This is a genomic window from Halobacterium sp. DL1, assembly GCA_000230955.3.
Taxonomy (GTDB): domain Archaea; phylum Halobacteriota; class Halobacteria; order Halobacteriales; family Halobacteriaceae; genus Halobacterium.
This window is the reverse complement of sequence record CP007060.1, coordinates 1,345,671-1,368,146: the sequence shown is the minus strand read 5'-3', so window position 1 is coordinate 1,368,146 and position 22,476 is coordinate 1,345,671. Positions and strand designations below refer to the sequence as shown.

Genomic DNA, 22,476 nt, shown 5'->3' with positions numbered 1-22,476 from the left:
GTCAGTCGTGGAAGTACGGCACGGCGAGGGCGAACCCGACGGCAGTGAGCCCGAGCGCGTAGCCGAACGCGGCCGCGTACGACCCCGTCGCCTGGATGACCGCGCCGGCGACCAGCGGCGCGCTGAACGCGCCGAACAGGCCGACACTCGAGAGCAGCGCGACAGCCGTGGTGACGTTGGCGTCGGCGACGACGGTCGGCACGACGCTGTAGAAGAGACCGAGACTCAACTGGACGAAGTAGCCGCCCACGAAGAGGAACGCTGCCACCACGAGGTACGTCGAGGAGAGCGCGATGCCGGCGACGGCGACTCCGGAGACGAACAGCGAGGCGAGCACGACGGGCCGCGTCCGGCCGCCGAACAGCCGGTCGGTGACGACGCCACCGCTCGCCCGGGAGATGGCGCCCAGCAGCGGGAACATCGCGGTCAGCGCGCCGCTCTGGGCGAGCGACAGCGAAAGCTCCTCAGTGAGGTACGTCGGCACCCAGCTGTTGATGAAGAGGTACAGTGAGTAGGCGACGAACCCCAGCACGCAGACCAGCAGTACGGAGTTGTTCCGGGAGACGCTCAGCACGTCGCCGAGCGAGGGTAACTCGCCGGTCCCACCGCCGGCCAGCTCGTCGTCCCAGGCGAGAAGCACCCCGGCGAGTGCGGGGAGCATGAGCAGTGGGTAGACGAGGAAGACGGATGCTGCGCCGTACTCCGCGACGATGGTCGGTCCCGTGAGGTGACCAACCGCGAACCCAATGGGGCCGCCGGCGGTGAACAGTCCGGTCGCGGTCGCGGCGTTCTGGAACTGTCCGACGACGGTGAGGCCGGTGTTCCAGACGAGTACGAAGCCGATTCCCGCCACCAACCGCGACCAGAACACCGGCCAGTAGGCGCCCTGTCGGGTGAAATGCCAGCCCACCACGCCACCGACGACCAGCGTCACAGCCGCGAGCGCGAAACTACGCGGGGCCCCGAATCGGTCGACGATCGCCCCCGAGGGGAGGCTCGCGACGACGGCGACGCCGAGCATGACGCTCACGAGCCAGTTGACCTCAGCGGCGCTCGCGCCGAGCTGGTCGGCCATCACGGGCGTCGTGCTCGCCGGGACGATCTCGAAGGCACCCGATGCGACGATGGTACCGAAGATGCTCGCCACCACGATCGGGTGGTCGCGGAGCGCCGGGCCGTGGTCCATAGTTCCGAGGAACTACCGCACGGTCTTGCATCTGTCCCAGGCGGCAACCGAGAACGCAGAAGTTGGCGAGAGAGACGAACCGACTAGATGACGCCCATGGTGTCGAGGCGTTCGGGCAGGTAAGTGTCCGTCACGAAGTCGAGGCCGCGGGAGGCGAGCGCCTGCTGCTCGGCCTTCTTGTCGATGTCGAGCTGGAGCTCGATCTGTTCGGTCCAGAAGTCGCTCTGGAACCGCGGGTCTTCGAGTTCGGACTCGAGGGCGTTGATGTCGGAGTCGCTGAGGGGGTCCGTCGGCAGTTCGTAGTCGACGATGTCCTCCGGGCGGATGCCGATGAACTGCGCCTCCGGCGTGGCGAGATACTCCGAGAGGTGTGCGGACTTGATCGAGCCGTAGGCGACCGAACCGAAGATGCGGTAGGACCAGGGGTCGCTGTCAGTGAAGACCGTGACCGGGAGGCCGACCTCGTCGTGGAGGCGCTTGGTGAGTCGGCGGGTGGCGCGGGCGGGCTGGCCGCCGAGGTGGACGACGAGGCAGTTGTACTCGCCGTCGAAGCCGTTCTCGACGAGGCGGTCGCGCATCCCGCCGGTCTCCACCGCGAGGATGAAGTCGGCGTCCGAGTCGAGGAACTCGATGGTGTCGGGGTTGTTCGGAATCTGGTAGCCGCCCTGGCCGACGTCGTCCTGGCAGTGAATCTCGCGGTCGCCACGGTTGGTCTGCTCGCGGAGGAGCAGCGGCCCCATGACCTTCGCGCCGGACTCCTCGGGGCGCATGTGGAAGTCCTCGCGTTTCACGCCGGAGACGATTTCGAGGTCCTCGACGAGCTTGTCGGACTCGCTCTGGTCGTTGAACTGGGCCTCCTTCTCGTCCCAGGACTCCGAGAGGTAGTACAACTCACGCAGCGTCGAGGAGCGGTCGTCGTCGAGCTGGTGGGCGAGGAAGTCGACGGTGTAGACGGACTTCAGGAGCTTCCGGGCGCCGCGCACGGAGTTCGCCGAGCGCGTGCTCGTGCGGTCGCCGTACACCCAGACGTTGGCGTCCTCGTCGTACTCGATGTTGGACTTCGAGCGCGTGGGCAGGGTCATCCGGGGGATCTCCCCGTCCTCGAACTGGTCGTAGAACTCTTCGGCCATCGCGATGAGGCGTTCTCGGGCGTCGTCGTCGGTGTCTGCGTAGCTCATTGGTTGAGAGTGAGTCGGGCGTCCTCGATTCCGTCCACGTTCAGGTCGAAGGTCGCGTCGGCGTCATCGACCTCGTAGGAGAGCGTCTCGGTGTCGCCGCCGGAGATCGACGGCGACCACTTCACGAACCACTCGCCGTCCATCTCCACGACGTTGCCGTCGGTCGGGTCGGCGGGCTCCGCGGAGACGATGTCGGTGAGGTCGACGTCGGCGGCGGAACTCCCGTGGTTCTCCACGCGGAGCGTCACCGTCCCGTCCTCGACCTCCCGCTCCACGAGGACGTTGTTCATGATACGTGCCAGCGAGTCGTTCACGTTCACCTGCTCGCGACCGGTCATCTCCGAGACCTTCGTGGCCATCTTCGGGAGGATGTCCATGATGACGTTCTGCTTCTGCTGGCGCTTGCGCATCGAGCGCTTCTTCTTCAGGAACGACTTGAGTTCGCGGGCGGCCTCCCGCACCGCGAGCTCGATCTCGTCCTCGATGGCCGGGACGTGGGCAACGGCGTCCTTCGACTCGCTGGTGAACGGCACGTTCGTCGACGCGACGTGCACCATGATGACCGCCGGGCCCTGGGGGAGCCCCGAGCTACCGGGCTGGTCGAGGTTGTAGTTCCGCCAGCCGATGTCCTTGACGACCTCGGTAATCGCACACGCACCGCGCTGGTAGACAAGCGGCACGCGGTTGGCGAACCGCATCAGGTCGACGCCGCCCTCGGCCTCGAGTTCGCCGCCGTAGGCGATGCCGGCCTCGACGATGAACGGGTCGCCGCCGTGGACGTCGGCGTCGCGGGTGGAGGCGGCGTAGAACTCCGCGTCGAACTCCTTGCGGAGGCCGGCCTCCACCAGGTCCGCGTCGATGGGGGAGAGACACGAGGTCGGGGGTGCCATCACTTGCACGCTCTCCATCGCGGCGAGGAGGTCGCTGGCGACGTCGCGGTCAGCGCCGACCTCCCGCGTGAGCGGCGGGTCGTCGGGCACCGTCGCCATCTCCGTCCAGATCTCGCGGACGACGTTCTCGCGGGCGGTGTCGCCGATGGTCGCGTCCTCGATGTCCTCGGTCATCTCCGCGGCGCGCTCGACGAACTCCGAGAGCTGGTCGCGGGTGACGCGGTCGCTGGGCGTATCCGCCCCAAACTTGTCGGCGATGCGCTCGGCGAGGCCGCGCACGGTGGCGTCGTCCTTCTGGGCGGTGGTCGCGGCGTCGACCGCGACGAAGATATCGTCCGCGCGGTCGGCCGTGAGTTCGGTCCAGACCGCCTCGACGACGTTCTGCTGGACGGTGTCGCCGAACGTCTTCCCCGTCTCCTTCTCGGTGGCATCGGCGGCGTCCGCGACGAGCGACTGGAGTTCCGAGTGGCCGACGCGGCCGGCGTCCTCGATGGCGTCTACGACGCGCTCGGCGAACGCCTCGGTGTCGGCGGCACCCTTGTTGGAGACGGCGTCGACGACGACCGATTCGAGGTCGACCTCCGACTCCACGCCGGGCGGTCGCCAGCGCATCTCGCGGCCGTAGTGGCGGTCGAGGAACGCCTCGACGATGTTGTCTGCGGTCTTCTTCCCGACGCGCGTGAACTCCCCCTGGAGGAACCCGGAAACAGAGTGGGAGTCCGTGTCGTCGAGCATCTTGATGAGCGTCCCGAGTTCGACGCCGTGGGGGTGGGGTCGAATCTCCTCGGTCTCCTTGGGCAGGCCCGCGCCCTCCGCGCGCTCGGCCTTGATTTCACCCTTGGGCTCCTGGAGTTCGATGCGGGCGTGCGGGTTGACGACCGCGGTGTGCTTGATGTAGTCGTGGAGCTGGCCGCGGGCGCGCATGTTCGCCTCCATGTCCATCTCGATGCGCGTCCCGTGGGTCCCGCGGAGGTTGCTCTCGGCAGCGGAGAGTTCCTTCTCCATGTCGATTTCGGGCTCGTTCGTGTCCGTGTCGATGATGAGCTCGTAGTAGTGCGAGACGTTGCTGTCCTGCGTGCGGCTCTCGATGCGGACGGGTTTCCCGGAGGTGAGCTGCGAGTAGAGCACGGCAGCGGAGATGCCGATACCCTGCTGTCCGCGGCTCTGCTCGCGGGCGTGGAACCGCGAGCCGTACAGCAGCTTCCCGAAGATCTTCGGGATCTGTTCTTTCGTGATGCCGGGGCCGTTGTCCTCGACGACGAGCGTGTAGTAGTCCCCGGCGTCCTCGATCTCTACCAGGAGGTCTGGCAGGATGCCGGCTTCCTCGGTGGCGTCGAGGGCGTTGTCGACGGCCTCCTTGACGGCCGTGACGAGCCCCCGGGCTCCGCTGTCGAAGCCGAGCATGTGCTTGTTCTTCTCGAAGAACTCGGCGATGGAGATCTCCCGCTGGCTCGCGGCTAGCTCCTCCGCGATGCCTTCTCCCTCGGCGAGTGTCGACTGGAAGGACGTCATTCGGTGCCTCTGTTTTCCCCTTCCGAGGTTAAAACCACCGTGGTACCTTCGGTGAAAGTGAAAGTGGTGTCCTCGGGGCCTGATAGTCCGGTTCACGGGCACCATCTGGGACCACAACGACTATGCTCGCCGCTTTTCGAGATTGTGAGAATGCTGGACATCGACGCCCCGGCTTCCGGCGACGTCCCCGTGGTCTCCGGGTTCGTCAACGGAGTGCTGGCCTACGTCACGGGGTTCCTCGCGTCCGTCGCGCTGTACTCCCTCGTCGGGACGAGCGTGTTCACCCGGTGGACGTTCGCGGGGTTGTCGCCGGTTGCCGAGTTAGGATTCGTCTTCTACGGCGGTCACCTGGTCCCCATCACCGGGGGCTCCGCGACGCTGAACTACGCGACCCAGGTGGCGAACGCGGGCGAACTGTTCGTGCTGCTCGTCGTCGTAGTGCTCACCAGCACGGGGTACAGCGTCGCCGTGAAGGACATCGTGCCAGCCGACACGCGAACGAAGATGCTCGCCGGCGCGTTGCCTACCCTCGGCTACCTCCCGCTGGCCGTCCTCGGCGGGGTTTACTTCACCGGGACGACCGACGGCGTGGCGCTCTCCCTCTCGTTCCCGCACGTCCTGCTGTTCGCGGCCATCCTGTTTCCCGCGGGCCTGGGGGCAGTCGGCGGCTACCTCGCGTCGCTGTCGGCGGCCTGACGCCGAAGCGCTCGGACGCCCGAGTTACAGTCTGCGGGAGTGACTCCGGGGATAAGGTCACCCTACCCGGTTTCGCGCGCACGCGTGCGGGGCTTTTTTACCTATGCGGCGACTACGGCGCTACAACGTTCATGTCCGAACAATCCGAGTACAGCGCTGGCCAAATCCAGGTCCTCGAGGGACTGGAGGCGGTGCAGAAGCGGCCGGCGATGTACATTGGCTCCACCGACTCTCGTGGCCTGCACCACCTGGTGTACGAGGTCGTGGACAACTCCATCGACGAAGCACTGGCAGGCTACTGTGACCACATCGAAGTGACCCTCCACGAGGACGGCTCCGTCAGCGTGGAGGACGACGGCCGGGGCATCCCGGTCGACACCCACGAGGAGTACGACCGCCCCGCGGTCGAGGTAATCCTTACCGTCCTGCACGCGGGCGGGAAGTTCGACGCCAAGTCCTACCAGGTGTCCGGTGGGCTCCACGGCGTCGGCGTCTCCGTGGTGAACGCGCTCTCCGAGCGCCTCGCCGTGGAGGTCGAGCGCGACGGCGGGAAGTACCGCGAGAAGTTCGAACGCGGCGAACCCGTCACCGACCTCGAGCGACTCGGCGACAGCGACGACACCGGGACGCTCATCCGGTTCCGACCGGACAGCGAGATCTTCGAGACGCTGGACTTCGACTACTCCACCCTGGAGACGCGACTGCGCGAACTCGCCTTCCTCAACTCCGGCGTGGAGATAACGCTCACGGACGAGCGCGGCGACGAGGTCGAGTCCTCGACGTTCAAGTACGACGGCGGCATCCGGGAGTTCGTCGAGTACCTCAACGAGTCCCGCGACGCGCTCCACGACGACGTCATCTACTTCGAGGACGAGGACGACGGCATCCAGGTCGAGATCGCGATGCAGGCCTCCGACGACCTCCAGTCCTCGACGCACGCGTTCGCCAACAACATCAACACCCGCGAGGGCGGCACGCACCTCACGGGCTTCAAGACGGCGCTCACGCGGGTCGTCAACGACTACGCGAACGAGAACGACCTCCTCGGGGAACTCGACGGCGAGAACCTCAAGGGCGAGGACATCCGGGAGGGCCTCACCGCGGTCATCTCCGTGAAACACCCCGACCCGCAGTTCGAGGGACAGACGAAGACGAAACTCGGCAACAGCGACGTCCGGGGCATCGTCGAGGGCGTCGTCCACGAGGGCATCGGCACCTACTTCGAGGAGAACCCCGACACCGCGCGAGCGGTCGTCCTGAAGGCCGTCGAGGCCGCGAAGGCGAGGAAGGCGGCGAAGAAGGCCGAGGAGCTAACGCGCCGGAAGAGCGCGCTCTCCTCGACGAGCCTCCCGGGGAAGCTGGCGGACTGCCAGACGAAAGACCCCGACGACGCCGAACTGTTCATCGTCGAGGGCGACTCCGCGGGTGGCTCCGCCAAGCAGGGCCGCAACCCCGAGTTCCAGGCCATCCTCCCGCTCGGCGGGAAGATTCTGAATGTCGAGAAACACCGCCTCGACCGCATCCTCGAACACGAGGAGCTGCGACACATCATCACCGCGCTGGGCACCGGCATCGGCGACGAGTTCGACATCGAGAACCTCCGGTACAAGAACATCGTGATGATGACGGACGCCGACGTCGACGGCGCGCACATCCGCACGCTGCTGCTGACGTTCTTCTACCGGCACATGAAGCCGCTGCTGGAGGGCGGGTTCGTCTACGCCGCCCAGCCGCCGCTCTACCGCATCCGCTACCGCGGCGAGACGTACGACGCGATGACGGAAGCGGACCGCGAGCGCATCGTCGAGGAGAAGTGCGATGGCAACCCGACGCAGGTCCAGCGGTTCAAGGGCCTCGGGGAGATGAACCCCCAGCAGCTCTGGGACACCACGATGGACCCGGAGCACCGCATCCTCAAGCGCATCACCGTCGAGGACGCGGCCGCGGCGGACAAGATGTTCTCCGTGCTGATGGGCGACGCCGTCGAACCACGCAAGCGGTTCATCCAGGAGAACGCGACGGACGCAGAGTGGGTGGACATCTGAGATGAGTTCGGAATCACCTGACGTACCCGACGGCGTGGCGGACCGAGTGAAGAACGTGCGCGTCGACGAGGAGATGGAGCAGTCGTACATCGACTACGCGATGAGCGTCATCGCGGGTCGCGCGCTGCCAGACGTCCGTGACGGCCTCAAGTCCGTCCACCGGCGCATCCTCTACGCGATGCACGAGGCGAACATCACGAGCGGATCGAGCCACCGCAAGTCCTCGAACATCGTCGGGGACACGATGGGTGACTACCACCCGCACGGCGACTCCGCCATCTACGACGCGCTCGTGCGGATGGCCCAGGACTTCTCGATGCGCTACCCCCTCGTCGACGGGCAGGGGAACTTCGGGAGCGTCGACGGCGACCCCGCCGCGGCGATGCGGTACACGGAGGCCCGCATGGCCCCCATCGCCGAGGAACTGCTCGAGGACATCGAGAAGGACACGGTCGACTTCCAGGCCAACTACGACGACCGCCTCACCGAGCCGACAGTGCTGCCGGCGGCGCTCCCGAACTTGCTCGTCAACGGGTCCTCGGGCATCGCCGTCGGGATGTCGACGAACATCCCGCCGCACAACCTCGGCGAGGTCATCGACGCGACAATCCACCTCATCGACAACCCCGAGTGCACCGTCGTCGACCTGATGGACTACGTCAAGGGCCCCGACTTCCCCACGGCGGGGAACATCGTCGGGCGCTCGGACGTCAAGCAGGCCTACCAGACCGGTCGCGGCCGCGTCCGGATGCGCGCCGAGTACCACGTCGAGGAGGGTGACCGCAGCGACACTATCGTCATCACCGAGCTCCCCTACCAGCAGAACAAGTCGAAGCTCGTCGAACGCATCGCCGACGACGTCAACGACGGGAAACTGGAGGGTATCCGCGACCTCCGCGACGAGTCCGACCGGAACGGCGTGCGCGTCGTCATCGAACTGAAGCAGAACGCGAACACGGACGTCGTTGAGAACCGGCTGCTGGAGTCCCACCTCGAGCGCACGTTCGGCATCATCAACCTCGCGCTCGTCGACGGCCAGCCGAAGGTGCTCACGCTGAAGGAGATGCTCGCGGAGTACGTCGCCCACCGCCGCGAGGTGGTGCGCCGGCGCTCCGAGCACGACCTCGCGGAGGCCGAGGACCGCGCGCACATCCTCGAGGGGCGCCTGAAGGCCCTCGACCAGGTCGACGACGTGGTCGAGACCATCCGCGGCGCTGAGGACCGCGACGGCGCCAAAGAAGCGCTGAAGGAGGTCTTCGACTTCACGCAGGCCCAGGCCGACCACATCGTCCGGATGCAGCTCGGCAGCCTCACGTCGATGGAGGCCGCCGAGATCGAGACCGAGTACGAGGAGGTTACGGAGACCATCGAGCGCCTCGAGGAGATCCTCGGCAGCGAGGAGGAACTGCTCTCGGTCATCAAGGACGAACTCCGCGAGATCAAGGACGGGTACGACGACGAGCGCCGCACCTCGTTCATCGAGGACGCCGGCACCGTCACCGACGAGGACCTCATCCCCGAGGAGGACGTCGTGGTCGTGCTCAGCGAGGGCGACTACATCAAGCGCGTCCCCGCGGACACGTTCGACTCACAGCACCGCGGCGGGAAGGGCATCATCGGCACCGACCTGAAGGAAGACGACCGCGTCTCGACGGTGTTCACCGCGAGCACGCACGACTACCTGCTCTGCTTCACGAACCAGGGGCAGGTCTACCGCCTGAAGGTGTACCAGGTGCCGGAGATGTCCCGCACCGCCCGCGGGACCTCCGCGGTCAACATCCTCGACCTGGACGACGGCGAGGAGATATCCGCGGTCGTCACGGCCGACGACCTGGACTTCGAGGCCGACGACGAGTACCTCACGATGGCCACCCGCCACGGCTACGTGAAGCGCACGAGCGTGGGCGAATTCGGCAACATCCTCACGACCGGCATCATCGCCACCTCCCTGGAGGACGGCGACGAACTCGCGGACGTCGAGGTGACCAGCGGCGACGACGACGTCATCCTCGGCAGCGAGCAGGGGATGGCGATCCGCTTCGACGAGGACGACGTCCGGCCGATGGGCCGCAACGCCCGCGGTGTCCACGGGATGAATCTCGAGGGCGACGACCGCGTGGCCGGCGTCGCGGCGGTCGACGCCGACGACGAGCGCACGCTGCTGACGGTCACCGAGTTCGGCTACGGGAAGCGCACGAAGCTCTCGGAGTACCGCAAGCAGAGCCGCAACGGGAAGGGGCTCGTCGACATCAAGACCGACGAGCGCAACGGGGACGTGGTCTCCCTGGACAGCGTCGACGACGACGACAACCTCGTCGCGATGAGCGAGCGCGGCCAGATCATCCGCCTCCCGGTCGACGAGATATCGACCTACGGCCGCAACACGAAGGGCGTGAAGGTGATGGACGTCGAGGAGGGCGACGAGGTCGCCGCCGTCTCCGTCTACCGCCCGAGCGAGAACGACGACGAGGCTGACGACGAATCGGACGAGGAGTAGGCCTCACTCCCGTTCTGTACCGAAACAGGTCGACGACGCTAGTTCTACTGCTCGCCGCGTTTCCGGCGACGGCTCGCGCGCCCAGCGTTGTACAGCACTCGTTTCCCGAGCGCGCTCGCCGCCAGTTCCGCCGCGATGTCCGCGGTGCGGTTCGACTGGTCGAGAATTGGGTTCACCTCGACGATCTCCATCGAACGCAGAATCTCCTCGTCGGCGTCCCGCTCGGCCACCGTCTCGAGGGCGGTGTGGGCCTCGCGGTAGGTGGCGCCGCCTCGGACCGGCGTCCCGACGCCCGGCGCCTCCTCGGGGTCGAGCCAGTCCATGTCGAAGGAGACGTGGACACCGTCGACGCCCGCGCTGGCCACGTCCAGGGCCTCCTCCGTGACGTCAGTGATGCCGCGTTCGTCGATTTCGCTCATCGTGAACGCCGTCATGTCGCTGTCCTGGATGGCCTCCCGCTCGTGGTCGTCGAGGGTACGGAGGCCGACGTAGGCGATGTTCTCCTCTTTGAGGCCGGGGGCAGTGGCCCAGGGGTGGTCGGCGAACGAGCCCTCGCCGAGCGCGGCGGCGAGTGGCATCCCGTGGACGTTGCCGCTGGGCGACGTCTCGGGCGTGTTGAAGTCGCCGTGAGCGTCGAACCAGACGACGCCGATGTCGGCGTCGCGCGCGCTCCCTGCCATCGAACCGATGGCGACGGCGTGGTCGCCGCCGAGGACGAGCGGGACGCGGTCGGCCGCGATCGCCTCCTCGACTTCGTCCGCGAGGCGACCACAGAGGTCCTCGATCTCGGGGAGGAACTTCGCGCTCTCGTTACCGGGGTCCCGTTCCTCCGCGCGGGGCATCGAGAGGTCGCCGGTGTCCACCGCTTCGACGCCCGCGTCCGACAGTTCGGTGGCGAGGTCGGCGTACCGAATCGCGGACGGGCCCATGTCGACGCCGCGCCGGTCCGCACCGTAGTCCATCGGTGCGCCGATGAGTTGGACAGTTCGGGTCACACCCGGCAATACGACGAGAGGCCCTTTGTACGTCGGGGTATCGCCTCGGTGGAAGCACTTATACAAGATAGCCACTACAACGAAATCGCATGCCCTCCAAGGTTCAGCAACTGTACTATCTGGGACTCCGCGTGGTGGCGTGGGTGCTGTGGCTGCCGTTCACGGGGAACCTTCGCCACGAACGGACGTGGGGCGAACTGAAACGACTCCGGCCCCGCAAGGCGGCCCTGCTGCTGACGCCGCTGGCGTGTTACGTGGGCGTCGCTACCTGGCTCTACCTGTTCTTCCCGCGGGAACTGATGGCGTGGGCGGGCTCCGTCTACGCGACGGGCCTGCTCCTCGGCGGGGCGGTCCTCGGCTTGACCGTGGCGATTACGAAGATAATCGACTGGTCCCACGTCTACTCGTGAGTTCCGCCGGCTGCGTCGACTACTCGCCGTCGACGTAGGGCGCACACACCTGCTGGACGCCCTCCTCGAAGCTGATTTCCGGCTCCCAGCCGGTCGCGTCCCGCACCTTCGAGATGTCCGCACAGGTGTCGTGGACGTAGTTCTCGATCGGAATCGGTTCGTACGTCGGTTCGACCTCCGTCCCGAGCGCGTCGTTGATCATCTCCACCATCTCGTTGAACGAGTACGAGCGCCCCGTGCCGAGGTTGTAGACGCCCGCGAGTTCGTGCTCGGCGATGGTGACGAGGCCGCGGACGATGTCGTCGACGTGCGTGAAGTCCCGGGTCTGAGAGCCGTCGCCCCAGAGCACCGGTGACTCGCCGTCGGCTATCTTGTCCGCGAACTGGCTGACCGTGTTCGCGTACTCGCCCTTGTGGGCCTCGTTGCCGCCGTAGCCCTGGTAGACCGAGAAGAATCGTGTGCCAGCGCAGGCCAGGTCGTCGTAGAAGTTGTTGTAGTACTCGGCGTAGTGCTCGCGCCCGAGCATCGACGCGTCGTAGCCCGTCGCGGCCTCCAGGTCCATATCCTCCGGGCTGGGTTCAGTTCGGCTCCCGTAGGCGGAGGACGTCGAGGCGTAGACGACGGTGTCACAGCCGTCGGCGTGGGCTTGTTCGACGACGTTCACGAACCCCTCGACGTTGACGCGGGCGCCCTGTCGGGGGTTCTCCTCGAGCATCTGGCGGCTGGAGAACGCGGCGAGGTGGAAGACGACGTCCACGTCGGTCGGGAGGTCGTCGTCGAGAACGTCCGCCTCGACGAACTCGACGGCGTCGTCGAGGTTCTCGGCCGTCCCGAGGTAGCCGTTGTCCAGCGCCACGACGTCGTTGGTCTCGGCGAGGTGGTTCGCGAGGTTCGACCCGATGAACCCAGCGCCACCCGTGACCAGCACGCGGTTTCCGTCCATACGCTACGCTCGGTTAACGTGCCGTAAAGTCTACCGTTCTACCGCCGCCATCGGGGGTTTTAAGAAAATCAGTGGAGAATGCTACAGCATGTCATCAATCGAACTGACTTCTAGCCAGAAGACCATCCTCAGGGCGCTGGTCGACCTCTACACGCAGCGCGAGGAGGCGATCAAGGGGGAGGACATCGCCGGGGAGGTAGACCGGAACGCGGGCACCATCCGTAACCAGATGCAGAGCCTGAAAGCCCTCCAGCTGGTGGAGGGCGTCCCCGGACCGAAGGGCGGCTACAAGCCGACCGCGAACGCCTACGAGGCCCTGGAGATCCAGCAACTCGACACCACCGCCGAGATTCCCGTGTTCTGTGAGGGCGAGGAGTTCGAGAACGCGAACGTCCAGGAGATCGACCTCACGAGCGTCCACCACCCGGAGCTCTGCCGCGCCGAGATACACCTCCGGGGCTCGGTCAAGGAGTTCCACGAGGGCGACGAACTCCGCGTCGGACCGACGCCGCTGTCGAAGCTCCTCATCACGGGCACGCTCGACGGGAAAGACGACACGAGCAACATCCTGATTCTGAAGATCGATTCGATGGAAGCGCCCGCCGAAGAGCCCGCTCACTGACAGCTCTCCGCCCGACTGCGTTTCAAAGCCTTTGTATCCGAGGGCCCCCGACCGTTTGTCATGACCACGAGAGTCGTCGTTCTCGGCGCAGGGTACGCTGGCGCAGGTGCCGTAGCGAAACTGGAATCCGAACTGGACTCCGGCACCGAACTCGTCTGGATCTCCGACACTGACTACCACCTCGTCCTCCACGAGGCACACCGCATCATCCGGGACCCCGGCGTGAAAGAGAAGATCACGATCCCCGTCGAGGAGATCAAGTCCCGCCAGACGCAGTTCGTCCACGACGCCGTCACCGACGTCGACACGGACGACCGCGTCGTCGAACTCGCCGACTGCGAGGACGTCGACTACGACTACCTCCTCGTCGGCATCGGCTCGGACACCGCGACGTACGGCATCGACGGGATGGACGAACACCCGCTCACGCTGAAGAGCCTCGACGACGCCCTCGAGATTCACGAGCAGGTGCGAGAGGCAGCACGCGAGGCGACCCGCGAGAACCCCGCGCAGGTCGTCGTCGGCGGCGCCGGTCTCTCCGGCATCCAGAGCACCGGCGAACTCGCGGAGTTCCGCGACCGCCGCAACGCCCCCATCGACATCACGCTCGTCGAAGCGCTGCCCGAGATCTTCCCACCGGGCGACAGCGAGATCCAGGGCGCGCTCCGTCACCGCCTCGAAGACCGCGACATCGAGATTCTCACCGACGACCCGATTACGGCCGCCGAAGCGGATAGCCTTCAGTTCGACGAGCGCGACGACCTCGACTACGACGTGTTCCTCTGGACCGGCGGCGTCACCGGCCCGTCTGAACTCGGCGAGGTCGACGTTGAGGCCGAGCACAACCGCCTGAGCACGGCCTCGAACCTCCAGACCGAGGACGAGCGCGTGTTCGCCGTCGGCGACTGCTCGCTCGTCGACCAGGGTGACGACGACGTCGCGCCGCCGACCGCGCAGGCCGCCTGGCAGGCCGCCGACGTCGCCGCGGAGAACATCGCCCGCGCCATCGACGACCGCCCGCTGAAGACGTGGACGTACGACGACCAGGGGACGCTCATCTCCGTGGGCGAAACGGCTCTCGCCCACGAGGTCGAGGTCAACGGTATCTCCGCCCCGGTCCGCACGTTCAACAGCACGCCCGCGAAGATGCTGAAGAAGGGGGCCGCCGCGCGCTGGATCGCGAAGATCACGTCGTGGCCCCGTGCGATGAAGGCCTGGGACGCGCTGTAGCTGGACCGCCGCGGGTCAGGACTGCGCGACGGGTCGCTTCTCGATGCGCCACTCGCTGGCCTGCACGTCGAGGTAGAACGTTCGACTGGACTTGTCGGACTGGAGGATGAGTTTGCTCTCGGTCGTTTCGAACTCGGTCAGGAGCTTCAGCTCCACTTCCTCGCGGACCGTATCGAACCGGAGGAGGTGTCGCCCGTTGGCCTCGTAGAGGCCGACGCGCATCCGTATCTGAGACTCCGTTGGCGGGAACTCGCAGAACAGTTGTTCGTCGGTCGACGTCTCTATCTCCGCGCCGTTCCGCGTCGCCCAGTCCTCGAACTCGGTCGCGAACGCCCCGGAGATGGCGCCGTCCTCCCAGATGTCAGTCATACCGGTAGCACTCCGGCAGCCGGTTTAGGAGTTTGGAAGGACCACGCGCAGACGTCCAACCCGCCATTTGAAGACCGAGCGCCGTGGACCCCAGGTATGGTCTCCGAACTCATCGGCATCGCGTTCAGCCTCCTCGTGGCCGTCACCGTCGTCGCAATCGGGGCGTACATCGGCGCGCTCCGCGCCCTGGACACGTTCTACTCGGGCGAGGACAGCATCTTCCTCTCGGACGACGTCGACCCCGAACGGTAGAACCAGTAGAGTGGACGGGGTCGCTGTCTACTCCAGGCTCAGACCGGCGTGCCACCGGTCGACGCCGGCTTCGGCCTTCTTCTGGTCCATCTTCTCCAGGAGGTGGACCGCGAGGCTCGCCGTCTCTGCCGCCGTGGTCTCGCCCTCCGTGAGGAACTCCCCGGTCTCGCGGTTGGCGAACACCGAGCAGACGGCGCCGCCGCGTAGGCCGTAGATGTTCGCGAGCGTGAGGATGGCCGCCGCCTCCATCTCGACGTTCTTCACGTTCGCCGCCTTCAGTTCGTCGACCAGGTCGTCGCTGCCCGCAGCCTCGAAGCCGTCGAACCCAGCCCGTCCCTGGCCCGCGTAGAAGGAGTCCGAACTCATCGTGAGGCCGACGTGGTAGTCGTGACCGAGCCGCTCGGCGGCGGCGACGAGCGCCGCGACGACCTCGTGGTCGGCGACCGCGGGGTAGTCCTCGCGGACGTACTCGTCGCTGGTCCCTTCCTGCCGAACGGCGCCCCGCGTGATGACGAGGTCCCCGGGGTCCATGTCGGCCTGGAGGGCGCCACAGGAGCCGACGCGGATGAACGTGTCCGCGCCGACCCGCGCGAGTTCCTCGACGGCGATGGCGGCCGACGGGGAGCCGATGCCGGTCGAGGTGACCGAGATGGGCGTCCCCTCGTAGCGACCGGTAGCGGTGCGGTACTCGCGGTGGTAGGCCATCTCCTCGTGGTCGTCCCAGAACGGCGTGATCTTGTCGAGGCGCTCCGGGTTGCCAGGGAGGAGCACCGCGTTCGCGACGTCCCCCTCTGCGAGTTCGATGTGGTACTGGACCTCGTCGTTCGGGTCCTCGCTGTCGCCGGGCATGCCAGCCGATTCGGCCGCCCGACACAAAGTGTCTTGCCGTTTCGTCGGCAGCTCCGGCGGCGTGCCGGGAGCCCAACACACTTCGTCGTGGCGGTCGTTGTCGTCGGCGTGTCTCGGAACCGCGCCGTCGTCCTGTTCGCCGTCGTCGTGCTCGCCTGGGGCGGTGCCTACGTGGCCATCGACGTGGGGCTGACGGCGCTCCCGGCGGTCCTGTTCGCGGCCTTCCGCCTCGACGTCGCCGCGGTGACCGCAGTTCCGCTGGCGTTCCTGCTATCGGACCGCGTGCTGCCGAGAACCCGCGCCGACGTGCTGAGCGTCGCTGTGAACGGCGTGCTGGTCGCGGCGTTCATGAACGCCTTCCTGTTCACCGGCCAGCAGTACACCACCGGAGCGGTCGCGTCCATCCTCTTCAGCACGGCCCCGGTCATCGCGACGGGGTTCGCGCGCGGCCTCCTCCCGTCCGACCGCCTCGACAGTGTCGAGTTCCTCGGCCTCGCGCTCGGTCTGGTGGGGGTTGGCATCGTCGTCCAGCCGTCGTTCGCCGCACTCACGGGCGGAGCGCTCGGCAAATTACTGGTGCTCGTCGGGGCCGCCAACCTCGCGCTCGGGAGCGTGCTCGTGAGCCGTCTGGACTCCGGACTCGACGCGCTCGCGGAGACGGCCTGGGGGCTCGTCCTCGGCGCAGTTCTCCTCCACGTTCTCAGTAGTCTCCTCGGAGAGTCGCAGGTGCTCCCGGACACGTCGACGCTCGTAGTTTCAATTCTCTACGTGGGCGTCGTCGCGACGGCGCTGGCCTACCCGTTCTACTTCGAACTCATCGACGTCGTGGGACCAGTCCGGGCCAACCTTGTCTCCTACGCGGTGCCCGTGGTGACGGCCGTGGTCGGGTGGGTGGTGCTCGGCCACAGCGTCGGTCCAGTCACCGTGCTCGGGTTCGTCGTCGTCGCGGTGGGGTTCGTGCTGTTGAACAGGGCGACGTTCGTCGACCTGCTCACTTCCCGAGCATCTGGGGCGTGATCGTGTCGGGAATCAACTCGCCGAGCGTGTAGCGCTCGAAGTCCTCGCCGGCGTCGCAGAGCACCGGCAGCTCGTCGTCGCAGAACTCCGCGAGCGTCTGGCGGCACATCCCGCAGGGCGTGACCGCGTCGCGTTCGGCGGACGTGACGACGAGGCGCTCGAACTCCCGGTGGCCGTCCTTGATGGCCTCCCCGATGGCGACCTCCTCGGCGTGGAGGCTGTTGGAGTAGTTGGCGTTCTCGATGTTGCAGCCGACGTACACCTCGCCGTCGGCCGTCTCGATGGCGGCGCCGACGGGGTACTCGGAGTACGGGACGTACGCGTCGTCGAGCGAGTCGCGCGCGGCAGACAGCAGGTCGGCTTCGTCCATGCCTATGCCTTCTTCCGGCGCGGGCAAAACAGTAGGTGGTGTGCAGTCAGTGACTTCTGAACCACGGTCGTTTCCACAGAAATCCAGTGACAGAGCCGACACGGCGCCTCGGGCGCTGCATATCACCCGTTCCGATGGAGGGCTGTCTGTGGGCCGACGCCGGCCTCACTCGCCCTCGCCGGACTCGTAGTTGTCGCCGGCCGCCTCCGGCAGGCGGGTGCGACCGAACAGCGCGAGCACGATGATGACGGTGACGTACGGGATGGTGCGCACGAGCGGCCGCGGAACCTGGAAGACGTCACGCGCCTGGAGGGTCAACTGGACGGCGTCGAGGCCTGCAAACAGCATCGTCGAGAGGAACGCCCCGATGGGGTTGTAGTTCCCGAACAGGTAGGCGACGATGGCGATGAACCCCTTGCCGTTGACCATCGTCGGGCCGTTCCCAGTGAACTGGCCGATGCCGAGCGCGAGCGCCGCGCCCCCGACGCCCGCCAGCACGCCCGACAGCAGGACGGCGGCGTAGCGCACGCGGTGGACGTTGACGCCGGCGGTGTCGAGTGCCTTCGGGTTCTCGCCACTGGCGACCACCCACCGGCCGAACGCGGTGCGGTTGAGCGTGTACCACGACAGCGCGACGGCCGCGAACATCAGGTAGACAGTGGGGTTGGCATCGAACAGCGCCCCGAAGAACGGGATGCCGACGAGCGACGACTCGAGGTCGAGCACGCCGAAGACCGGGAGTTCGACGACGAAGCCGAGCGGCGTCGTGACGAGCGCCGAGAGCACGGGCACGTTCATGTTCGGCAGCGTCTGGAAGGTGGGGACGCTGACGGTGGTGGTCCCGCCGTAGACGACGGAGGACGCGAATGGCGCGAGGCCGAGCGCGATGAGCCAGACGGCGAGACCGGCGATGATCTGGTCGGCGCGGAACTCGATGCAGACCACCGCGAACAGGCCCGCGAGCAGCGTGCTGGCGACGATACCGCCGAGCAGCCCCAGCCAGACGCTGCCGGTGATGTCCGTCGCCCAGATGCCCGTGAACGCGGAGATGATGAGCAGGCCCTCGAGGCCGATGTTGATGACGCCGCTCTTCTCCGCGAAGATGCCACCGAGCGCGGCGAACGCGATGGGGACGGATAGCCGCAGCGTGGCGGCGAGCGTCGAGTCCGCGAACAAGATGGTGAGCAGGTCCGAGGCCGTCGAGTTCGGTGCGAAGATGCCCCCCGCGAGCAGCGCGACCCCGGCGAACAACGAGACGGCGATGACGATCTGCTGGAGAGGGCTGCGCCCCTCGAAGAGTCGCTCGCGGGCGTTCCGGACTGCCGACCCGGCGCGGCCGCGGATGGACGCCTCACTCATCGTGACCACCTCCGCCGTCCGCGGCGACAGCGCGGTTCCCCGTCGGCTGGACCGAGTAGAACTTCCGACCAGCCATCCGGAAGAACTCCGGCATGGCGACGAAGAGGATGATGAGCCCGCGGAGCACGCCCACCAGTTCCGGCGGCACGTCCGAGCCCACCTGGACGACGATGGACCCGCTCTTCAGGACGCCGAAGAGGAACGCAGCGAAGCCGACGCCGAGCGGGTTGTTGCCCGCGAGGATGGAGACGGTGATGCCGTCGAAGCCGTACGACGGGACTCCAGTCTGGAAGTTCCCGAGTATCATCAACACGTACACTGCGCCGCCGACGCCAGCGAGCGCGCCGGACAGCGCCATGCTGGACACGATGGTCCGGTCTGCATCGACCCCACCGTATTCGGCGGCGTCCGGCTGGAGGCCGCTCGTGCGCACGTCGTAGCCGAACGACGTCCGGGTGAGGACGTACCAGATGCCGACGAGTGTGAGCACGCCGATGCCGAGCGCGACCAGCGAGAAGTCGTCTCGCGCCCGGAACAGCATCGACGGGAACAGCGAGAAGTCGGGGATCGCCACGGTCTGGTCGGCGAAACTCTCGGGGTCTTTGAAGTGGTCCGACACCAGGTAGAGCGCGACGGAGGTGGCGACGAAGTTCAGCATGATGGTTGTAATGACCTCGTTGGCGTCCGCGTACGCCTTCAGCGCGCCGGGGAGCGCCCCGTAGGCGCCCCCGCCGAGCGCGCCGAGCAACAGGCCGAACGGGAGCAGGACGAGCGTCGCAACGACGCCGAGTCCCGAGAACGCGGGCGCGACGTAGACGAGCACGACAGCGGTGAGCAGCGCGCCGACGACGAGCTGGCCCTGCGCCCCGATGTTGAAGATGCCCGCGCGGAAGGCGATGGCGACGGCCACGCCAGTGAACATCAGGATGGTCGTCTCCGCGAGCGTGGTGGCGAACTGGCCGTTCGTCGGGTTGTTGAGGACGTCTCCGAGCGCGCCGAGGAACAGCTTGTCGTACACCGAGAACGGGTCGTAACAGAACCCCATCGAGAACAGCGCGTCCCCGCCGACCAGTCCGGTGACGAGGCTGCCGGGGAACGCGAGTGTGTACACCGCAGACCCGCAGTCGGTCATACGCCCGGCGGCGAGGATGATGACCGCGCCGATGAGGATGGAGAGCAGCAGTGCGGAGAGGCTGATGAGCAGGCGTTCGAAGCCGGAGGCGTTGACGAGTCGCACCATCGCGTCCTGGGCTCGGTCGCGGACCGTCACGACTCTACCCCCGGGGTGGCGGTCTCAGCGGTCGGGTAGTCCTCGGGGTACTCCCCGGCCATCAGCAGGCCGAGTTCCTCCTCCGTGATGGCCTCGGGGTCGACGACGGCCATCAGGTCGCCGTCGTGCATCACCGCGAGGCGGTCCGAGAGCCCCTGTACTTCGTCGAGTTTCGAGGAGACCAGCAGCACCGCGCGGCCGTCCTCGCGGAGGCCAAGCAGTCGGTCGTGGATGAACTCCTGGGAGCCGATGTCGACGCCCCGCGTCGGGTGCGTGGCGACGACGAGTCGCGGGTCGCGCTCGAACTCGCGGCCGACGATGAACTTCTGCTGGTTGCCGCCCGACAGCGACGCGGCGTCGTTGTCCGCGTTCGGCGGTCGAACGTCGTAAGCGTCGACGATGTGTTCGGCGTGGTCGCGTGACTGATCCCAGTCGATGCGGCCGTTTCCGGCGTACGGCGCGCTGTGCTGGCTGCCGAGGATCCCGTTCTCGACGAGGTCGAACTCCATCACGAGGCCGCGCTCCTGTCGGTCCTCCGGGATGTACGCCATCCCGCGCTCGATGCGCTCGCGGCGGGAGTCCTCCGAGAGGTCGCGGCCGTCGAAGGTGACGCTGCCTGACTCCTGCTCGCGGAGGCCCGTTATCGCCTCGACGAGTTCGGCCTGGCCGTTGCCGTCGACGCCCGCGATGCCGAACACCTCGCCCTCGCGAACAGTGAACGAGACGTCGCGCACCGCCGGCACGTCGCGGTCGTCCCGAACCGAGAGGGAGTCGACGCCGAGCACCGGCTCCCCCGGTTCGACCGGGGAGGACTCGACCCCGAGGATGACCTCGCGGCCGACCATCAGTTCGGCGAGTTCCTCACGCGACGTCTCGTCGGCGGCCACGGTGCCGACCTGCTTGCCGTCCCGGAGGACGGTGACGTCGTCGGCGGCGTGCATCGCCTCGCCGAGCTTGTGCGTGATGAAGATGACCGTCTTCCCCTGGTCGGTGAGCTCCTCGAGCACACCGAAGAGGTCCTCGACCTCCTGGGGGGTGAGCACCGCCGTCGGCTCGTCCAGGATGAGGATGTCCGCGCCCCGGTAGAGCGCCTTCAGAATCTCGACGCGCTGCTGGACGCCGACGCTCGCTTCGGCAACCGTCTGGTCGGGGTCGACGTCGAAGCCGTAGCGCTCGCTCAGTTCGACGACCTCCCGGCGGGCCGCCTCCTCGTCGACGGTGAGGCCGCCCCACTTCCGGGGTTCGTTGCCGAGCGCGATGTTCTCCGCGATGGTCATCGGGTCCACGAGCATGAAGTGCTGGTGGATCATCCCGATGCCCGCGTCGATGGCGTCGCGCGGCGAGTCGAAGTCCCGCGGCTCGCCGTTCACGACGACGCGGCCGTCGGTCGGCTGGTACAGCCCGTAGAGGACGTTCATCAGCGTCGTCTTCCCCGCGCCGTTCTCGCCGAGCAGCGCGTGGACCGTGCCGCGGTCGACGGTCAGGTCCACCTCGTCGTTGGCGACGACGCCAGGGAAGCGCTTCGTGATCGATTCGAGTCGGACAGCCGCGTCCGTTTGGCTCATTTCGTACAGATACCAGTGGGGTAGAGGTCGGCCAGCCTAGACGTTCGACGGGTCCTGCGGGACGGAGATGTCGCCGGCGATGATCCCCTCGCGTGCGTCGCTGACGGCGCTCTTCGCACCCTCCGGGATCTCCGAGCCGAGCTGCTGGCCGTAGACGCAGGCCACACCGTCCTTCTCGAGGCCGAGCGTCGTGACGTTTCCACCCGCGAACTCGCCGTTGACCTTCGCCTCGACGGCGTTGTACACGGCCGTGTCGACGCGCTTGACCATGCTCGCCAGGATGACGTCCTGGTAACTGGACTTGGTGACGGACTGGTCGCGGTCGACGCCGATGGCGAACCGACCCTGCTCCTGGGCCGCCTGGAACACGCCGGTCCCAGTGTTGCCGGAGGCGTGGTAGACGATGTCTGCGCCGTCGTTGTACATCGCGAGGGCGGCCTCCTGGCCGCCAGTCGGGTCGTTGAAGCTACCGACGTACGACGTCTGCACCTCGACGTTGTCGCCCGCGGCCTTCGCGCCGGCCGTGAAGCCTGCCTCGAACTTCTTGATGAGTGCGCCCTCGACGCCGCCGACGAAGCCGACGGTCGTCTTGTCGGGGTTCGTCGAACCCGCGCCCGCCTCGAAGCTCTGGGACGTCAGCATCGACGCGAGCACGCCGACGAGGTACGACCCCTCGTGCTCCTGGAAGACGTAGTTCCCGACGTTGTCCGACTCGACCACGGAGTCGACGATCTGGAAGTCCTGGTCTGGGAAGTTCGCCGCCGTCTCGCTGAGCGCGTCAGCCTGCAGGAACCCGATGCACGACACCAGGTCTTAGTTGGGGTCCGTGGAGCTGGCGAGCTGCTGCTGGAAGTTGCCGAACTGCGAGGCCTCGTCGGGCTGGGTCTCGCGGTACTCGACGTTGAAGTCCTCGGCTGCCTGCTGGATGCCCTGCTGGGCCTGGTCGTTGAACGACCCGTCGCCGAGACCGCCGGTCGCGTACACCATCCCGACGTGGGTGGTCTCGGACTCCGCGGTCGTCGATTCCGTGGTCGTGTCGTTCCCCGAGTCGTCCGAGGTCGTGGTCGTCGAGGTCGTCGTGTCCTCCTCGCCGTCCGAGGGGCCGCCGGTACAGCCAGCGATGCCGCCGAGACCCACTGCCCCGAGCCCCGCCGTTGCCTTGATGAACTCGCGCCGATCGAAGTCGGACATAGTTGCCTCAAAGAGTAGTACGTACCCTGA

19 protein-coding genes and 1 pseudogene are annotated in these 22,476 nt (G+C 67.0%); 8 read left to right on the top strand and 12 right to left on the bottom strand.

The genetic code is table 11. From position 1 onward, the window contains the following. Position 1: 1 nt before the first annotated feature. From HALDL1_08660 to HALDL1_08650, 3 genes are all read right to left on the bottom strand, one after another. A complete protein-coding gene (locus HALDL1_08660; protein ID AHG03659.1) occupies positions 2-1,186 on the bottom strand; it encodes a sugar transporter in 1,185 nt (394 codons plus the stop codon). An 83-nt stretch (positions 1,187-1,269) separates the two neighbouring features. Beyond that, positions 1,270-2,364 (bottom strand): DNA topoisomerase VI subunit A, encoded by a 1,095-nt coding sequence (locus HALDL1_08655; GenBank protein ID AHG03658.1) that lies wholly within the window; start codon positions 2,362-2,364, stop codon positions 1,270-1,272. After that, a complete protein-coding gene (locus tag HALDL1_08650) occupies positions 2,361-4,766 on the bottom strand; it encodes a DNA topoisomerase VI subunit B (GenBank protein ID AHG03657.1) in 2,406 nt (801 codons plus the stop codon). The genes HALDL1_08655 and HALDL1_08650 overlap by 4 nt, the downstream gene beginning before the upstream one ends. Positions 4,767-4,916: 150 nt before the next feature. Here HALDL1_08650 and HALDL1_08645 point away from each other — a divergent pair, with 150 nt between their 5' ends. The 3 genes from HALDL1_08645 to HALDL1_08635 all read left to right on the top strand — a co-directional run bounded on the left by HALDL1_08645 (position 4,917) and on the right by HALDL1_08635 (position 10,004). Next, a complete protein-coding gene (locus tag HALDL1_08645) occupies positions 4,917-5,462 on the top strand; it encodes a hypothetical protein (protein ID AHG05254.1) in 546 nt (181 codons plus the stop codon). A 131-nt stretch (positions 5,463-5,593) separates the two neighbouring features. Then, positions 5,594-7,507 (top strand): DNA gyrase subunit B, encoded by a 1,914-nt coding sequence (gene gyrB, locus HALDL1_08640; GenBank protein AHG03656.1) that lies wholly within the window; start codon positions 5,594-5,596, stop codon positions 7,505-7,507. A gap of 1 nt (position 7,508) precedes the next feature. Next, a complete protein-coding gene (locus HALDL1_08635) occupies positions 7,509-10,004 on the top strand; it encodes a DNA gyrase subunit A (protein AHG03655.1) in 2,496 nt (831 codons plus the stop codon). A 44-nt stretch (positions 10,005-10,048) separates the two neighbouring features. On the opposite strand, the gene HALDL1_08630 is transcribed toward HALDL1_08635, so the two are convergent. Continuing rightward, on the bottom strand, positions 10,049-10,999 hold the full coding sequence (locus HALDL1_08630) for an arginase (protein AHG03654.1): 951 nt from the start codon (positions 10,997-10,999) through the stop codon (positions 10,049-10,051). Positions 11,000-11,088: 89 nt separating this feature from the next. Here HALDL1_08630 and HALDL1_08625 point away from each other — a divergent pair, with 89 nt between their 5' ends. Next, positions 11,089-11,409: a hypothetical protein gene (locus HALDL1_08625; GenBank protein AHG05253.1), complete on the top strand. Its 321-nt coding sequence runs from the start codon at positions 11,089-11,091 to the stop codon at positions 11,407-11,409. Positions 11,410-11,428: 19 nt separating this feature from the next. On the opposite strand, the gene HALDL1_08620 is transcribed toward HALDL1_08625, so the two are convergent. After that, positions 11,429-12,352, bottom strand: a complete 924-nt coding sequence (locus tag HALDL1_08620) for a nucleoside-diphosphate sugar epimerase (protein AHG03653.1) — start codon at positions 12,350-12,352, stop codon at positions 11,429-11,431. 88 nt (positions 12,353-12,440) lie between these two features. Between HALDL1_08620 and HALDL1_08615 the strand changes: the two genes are divergently transcribed. Both HALDL1_08615 and HALDL1_08610 read left to right on the top strand, forming a co-directional pair. Then, entirely contained in the window at positions 12,441-12,974 is a 534-nt protein-coding gene (locus HALDL1_08615; protein ID AHG03652.1) for a TrmB family transcriptional regulator, read from the top strand. Positions 12,975-13,034: 60 nt separating this feature from the next. Beyond that, positions 13,035-14,204 carry an NADH dehydrogenase gene (locus HALDL1_08610; GenBank protein ID AHG03651.1) on the top strand — a complete coding sequence of 390 codons (1,170 nt, stop codon included), beginning with the start codon at positions 13,035-13,037 and terminating at the stop codon, positions 14,202-14,204. Between the two features lie 15 nt (positions 14,205-14,219). Here HALDL1_08610 and HALDL1_08605 read toward each other — a convergent pair whose 3' ends face one another. Beyond that, positions 14,220-14,573, bottom strand: a complete 354-nt coding sequence (locus tag HALDL1_08605) for a hypothetical protein (GenBank protein AHG03650.1) — start codon at positions 14,571-14,573, stop codon at positions 14,220-14,222. 96 nt (positions 14,574-14,669) lie between these two features. On the opposite strand from HALDL1_08605, the gene HALDL1_08600 reads away from it, so the two are divergent. Further along, positions 14,670-14,825 (top strand): hypothetical protein, encoded by a 156-nt coding sequence (locus tag HALDL1_08600; protein AHG03649.1) that lies wholly within the window; start codon positions 14,670-14,672, stop codon positions 14,823-14,825. A gap of 27 nt (positions 14,826-14,852) precedes the next feature. On the opposite strand, the gene HALDL1_08595 is transcribed toward HALDL1_08600, so the two are convergent. Continuing rightward, positions 14,853-15,674 (bottom strand): uridine phosphorylase, encoded by an 822-nt coding sequence (locus tag HALDL1_08595; GenBank protein AHG03648.1) that lies wholly within the window; start codon positions 15,672-15,674, stop codon positions 14,853-14,855. Between the two features lie 108 nt (positions 15,675-15,782). On the opposite strand from HALDL1_08595, the gene HALDL1_08590 reads away from it, so the two are divergent. Then, entirely contained in the window at positions 15,783-16,691 is a 909-nt protein-coding gene (locus tag HALDL1_08590) for a transporter (GenBank protein AHG03647.1), read from the top strand. On the opposite strand, the gene HALDL1_08585 is transcribed toward HALDL1_08590, so the two are convergent. From HALDL1_08585 to HALDL1_08565, 5 genes and pseudogenes are all read right to left on the bottom strand, one after another. After that, positions 16,666-17,061 (bottom strand): cytidine deaminase, encoded by a 396-nt coding sequence (locus HALDL1_08585; protein AHG03646.1) that lies wholly within the window; start codon positions 17,059-17,061, stop codon positions 16,666-16,668. The genes HALDL1_08590 and HALDL1_08585 overlap by 26 nt on opposite strands. 165 nt (positions 17,062-17,226) lie before the next feature. After that, on the bottom strand, positions 17,227-18,429 hold the full coding sequence (locus tag HALDL1_08580; protein ID AHG03645.1) for a ribose ABC transporter permease: 1,203 nt from the start codon (positions 18,427-18,429) through the stop codon (positions 17,227-17,229). Then, positions 18,413-19,690 (bottom strand): ribose ABC transporter permease, encoded by a 1,278-nt coding sequence (locus HALDL1_08575; GenBank protein ID AHG03644.1) that lies wholly within the window; start codon positions 19,688-19,690, stop codon positions 18,413-18,415. The genes HALDL1_08580 and HALDL1_08575 overlap by 17 nt, the downstream gene beginning before the upstream one ends. Further along, a complete protein-coding gene (locus HALDL1_08570; protein AHG03643.1) occupies positions 19,687-21,255 on the bottom strand; it encodes a heme ABC transporter ATP-binding protein in 1,569 nt (522 codons plus the stop codon). The genes HALDL1_08575 and HALDL1_08570 overlap by 4 nt, the downstream gene beginning before the upstream one ends. Before the next feature lie 36 nt (positions 21,256-21,291). Continuing rightward, positions 21,292-22,446 (bottom strand): annotated as a pseudogene (locus tag HALDL1_08565) (ABC transporter). Between the last annotated feature and the right edge of the window lie 30 nt (positions 22,447-22,476).

Bases quoted from the DNA above. Each gene is read 5' to 3' on its own strand.
- HALDL1_08660 (AHG03659.1), bottom strand. From the start codon at position 1,186: ATGGACCACGGCCCGGCGCTCCGCGACCACCCGATCGTGGTGGCGAGC.
- HALDL1_08655 (AHG03658.1), bottom strand. From the start codon at position 2,364: ATGAGCTACGCAGACACCGACGACGACGCCCGAGAACGCCTCATCGCG.
- HALDL1_08650 (AHG03657.1), bottom strand. From the start codon at position 4,766: ATGACGTCCTTCCAGTCGACACTCGCCGAGGGAGAAGGCATCGCGGAG.
- HALDL1_08645 (AHG05254.1), top strand. From the start codon at position 4,917: ATGCTGGACATCGACGCCCCGGCTTCCGGCGACGTCCCCGTGGTCTCC.
- gyrB (AHG03656.1), top strand. From the start codon at position 5,594: ATGTCCGAACAATCCGAGTACAGCGCTGGCCAAATCCAGGTCCTCGAG.
- HALDL1_08635 (AHG03655.1), top strand. From the start codon at position 7,509: ATGAGTTCGGAATCACCTGACGTACCCGACGGCGTGGCGGACCGAGTG.
- HALDL1_08625 (AHG05253.1), top strand. From the start codon at position 11,089: ATGCCCTCCAAGGTTCAGCAACTGTACTATCTGGGACTCCGCGTGGTG.
- HALDL1_08620 (AHG03653.1), bottom strand. From the start codon at position 12,352: ATGGACGGAAACCGCGTGCTGGTCACGGGTGGCGCTGGGTTCATCGGG.
- HALDL1_08615 (AHG03652.1), top strand. From the start codon at position 12,441: ATGTCATCAATCGAACTGACTTCTAGCCAGAAGACCATCCTCAGGGCG.
- HALDL1_08610 (AHG03651.1), top strand. From the start codon at position 13,035: ATGACCACGAGAGTCGTCGTTCTCGGCGCAGGGTACGCTGGCGCAGGT.
- HALDL1_08605 (AHG03650.1), bottom strand. From the start codon at position 14,573: ATGACTGACATCTGGGAGGACGGCGCCATCTCCGGGGCGTTCGCGACC.
- HALDL1_08600 (AHG03649.1), top strand. From the start codon at position 14,670: ATGGTCTCCGAACTCATCGGCATCGCGTTCAGCCTCCTCGTGGCCGTC.
- HALDL1_08595 (AHG03648.1), bottom strand. From the start codon at position 15,674: ATGCCCGGCGACAGCGAGGACCCGAACGACGAGGTCCAGTACCACATC.
- HALDL1_08585 (AHG03646.1), bottom strand. From the start codon at position 17,061: ATGGACGAAGCCGACCTGCTGTCTGCCGCGCGCGACTCGCTCGACGAC.
- HALDL1_08570 (AHG03643.1), bottom strand. From the start codon at position 21,255: ATGAGCCAAACGGACGCGGCTGTCCGACTCGAATCGATCACGAAGCGC.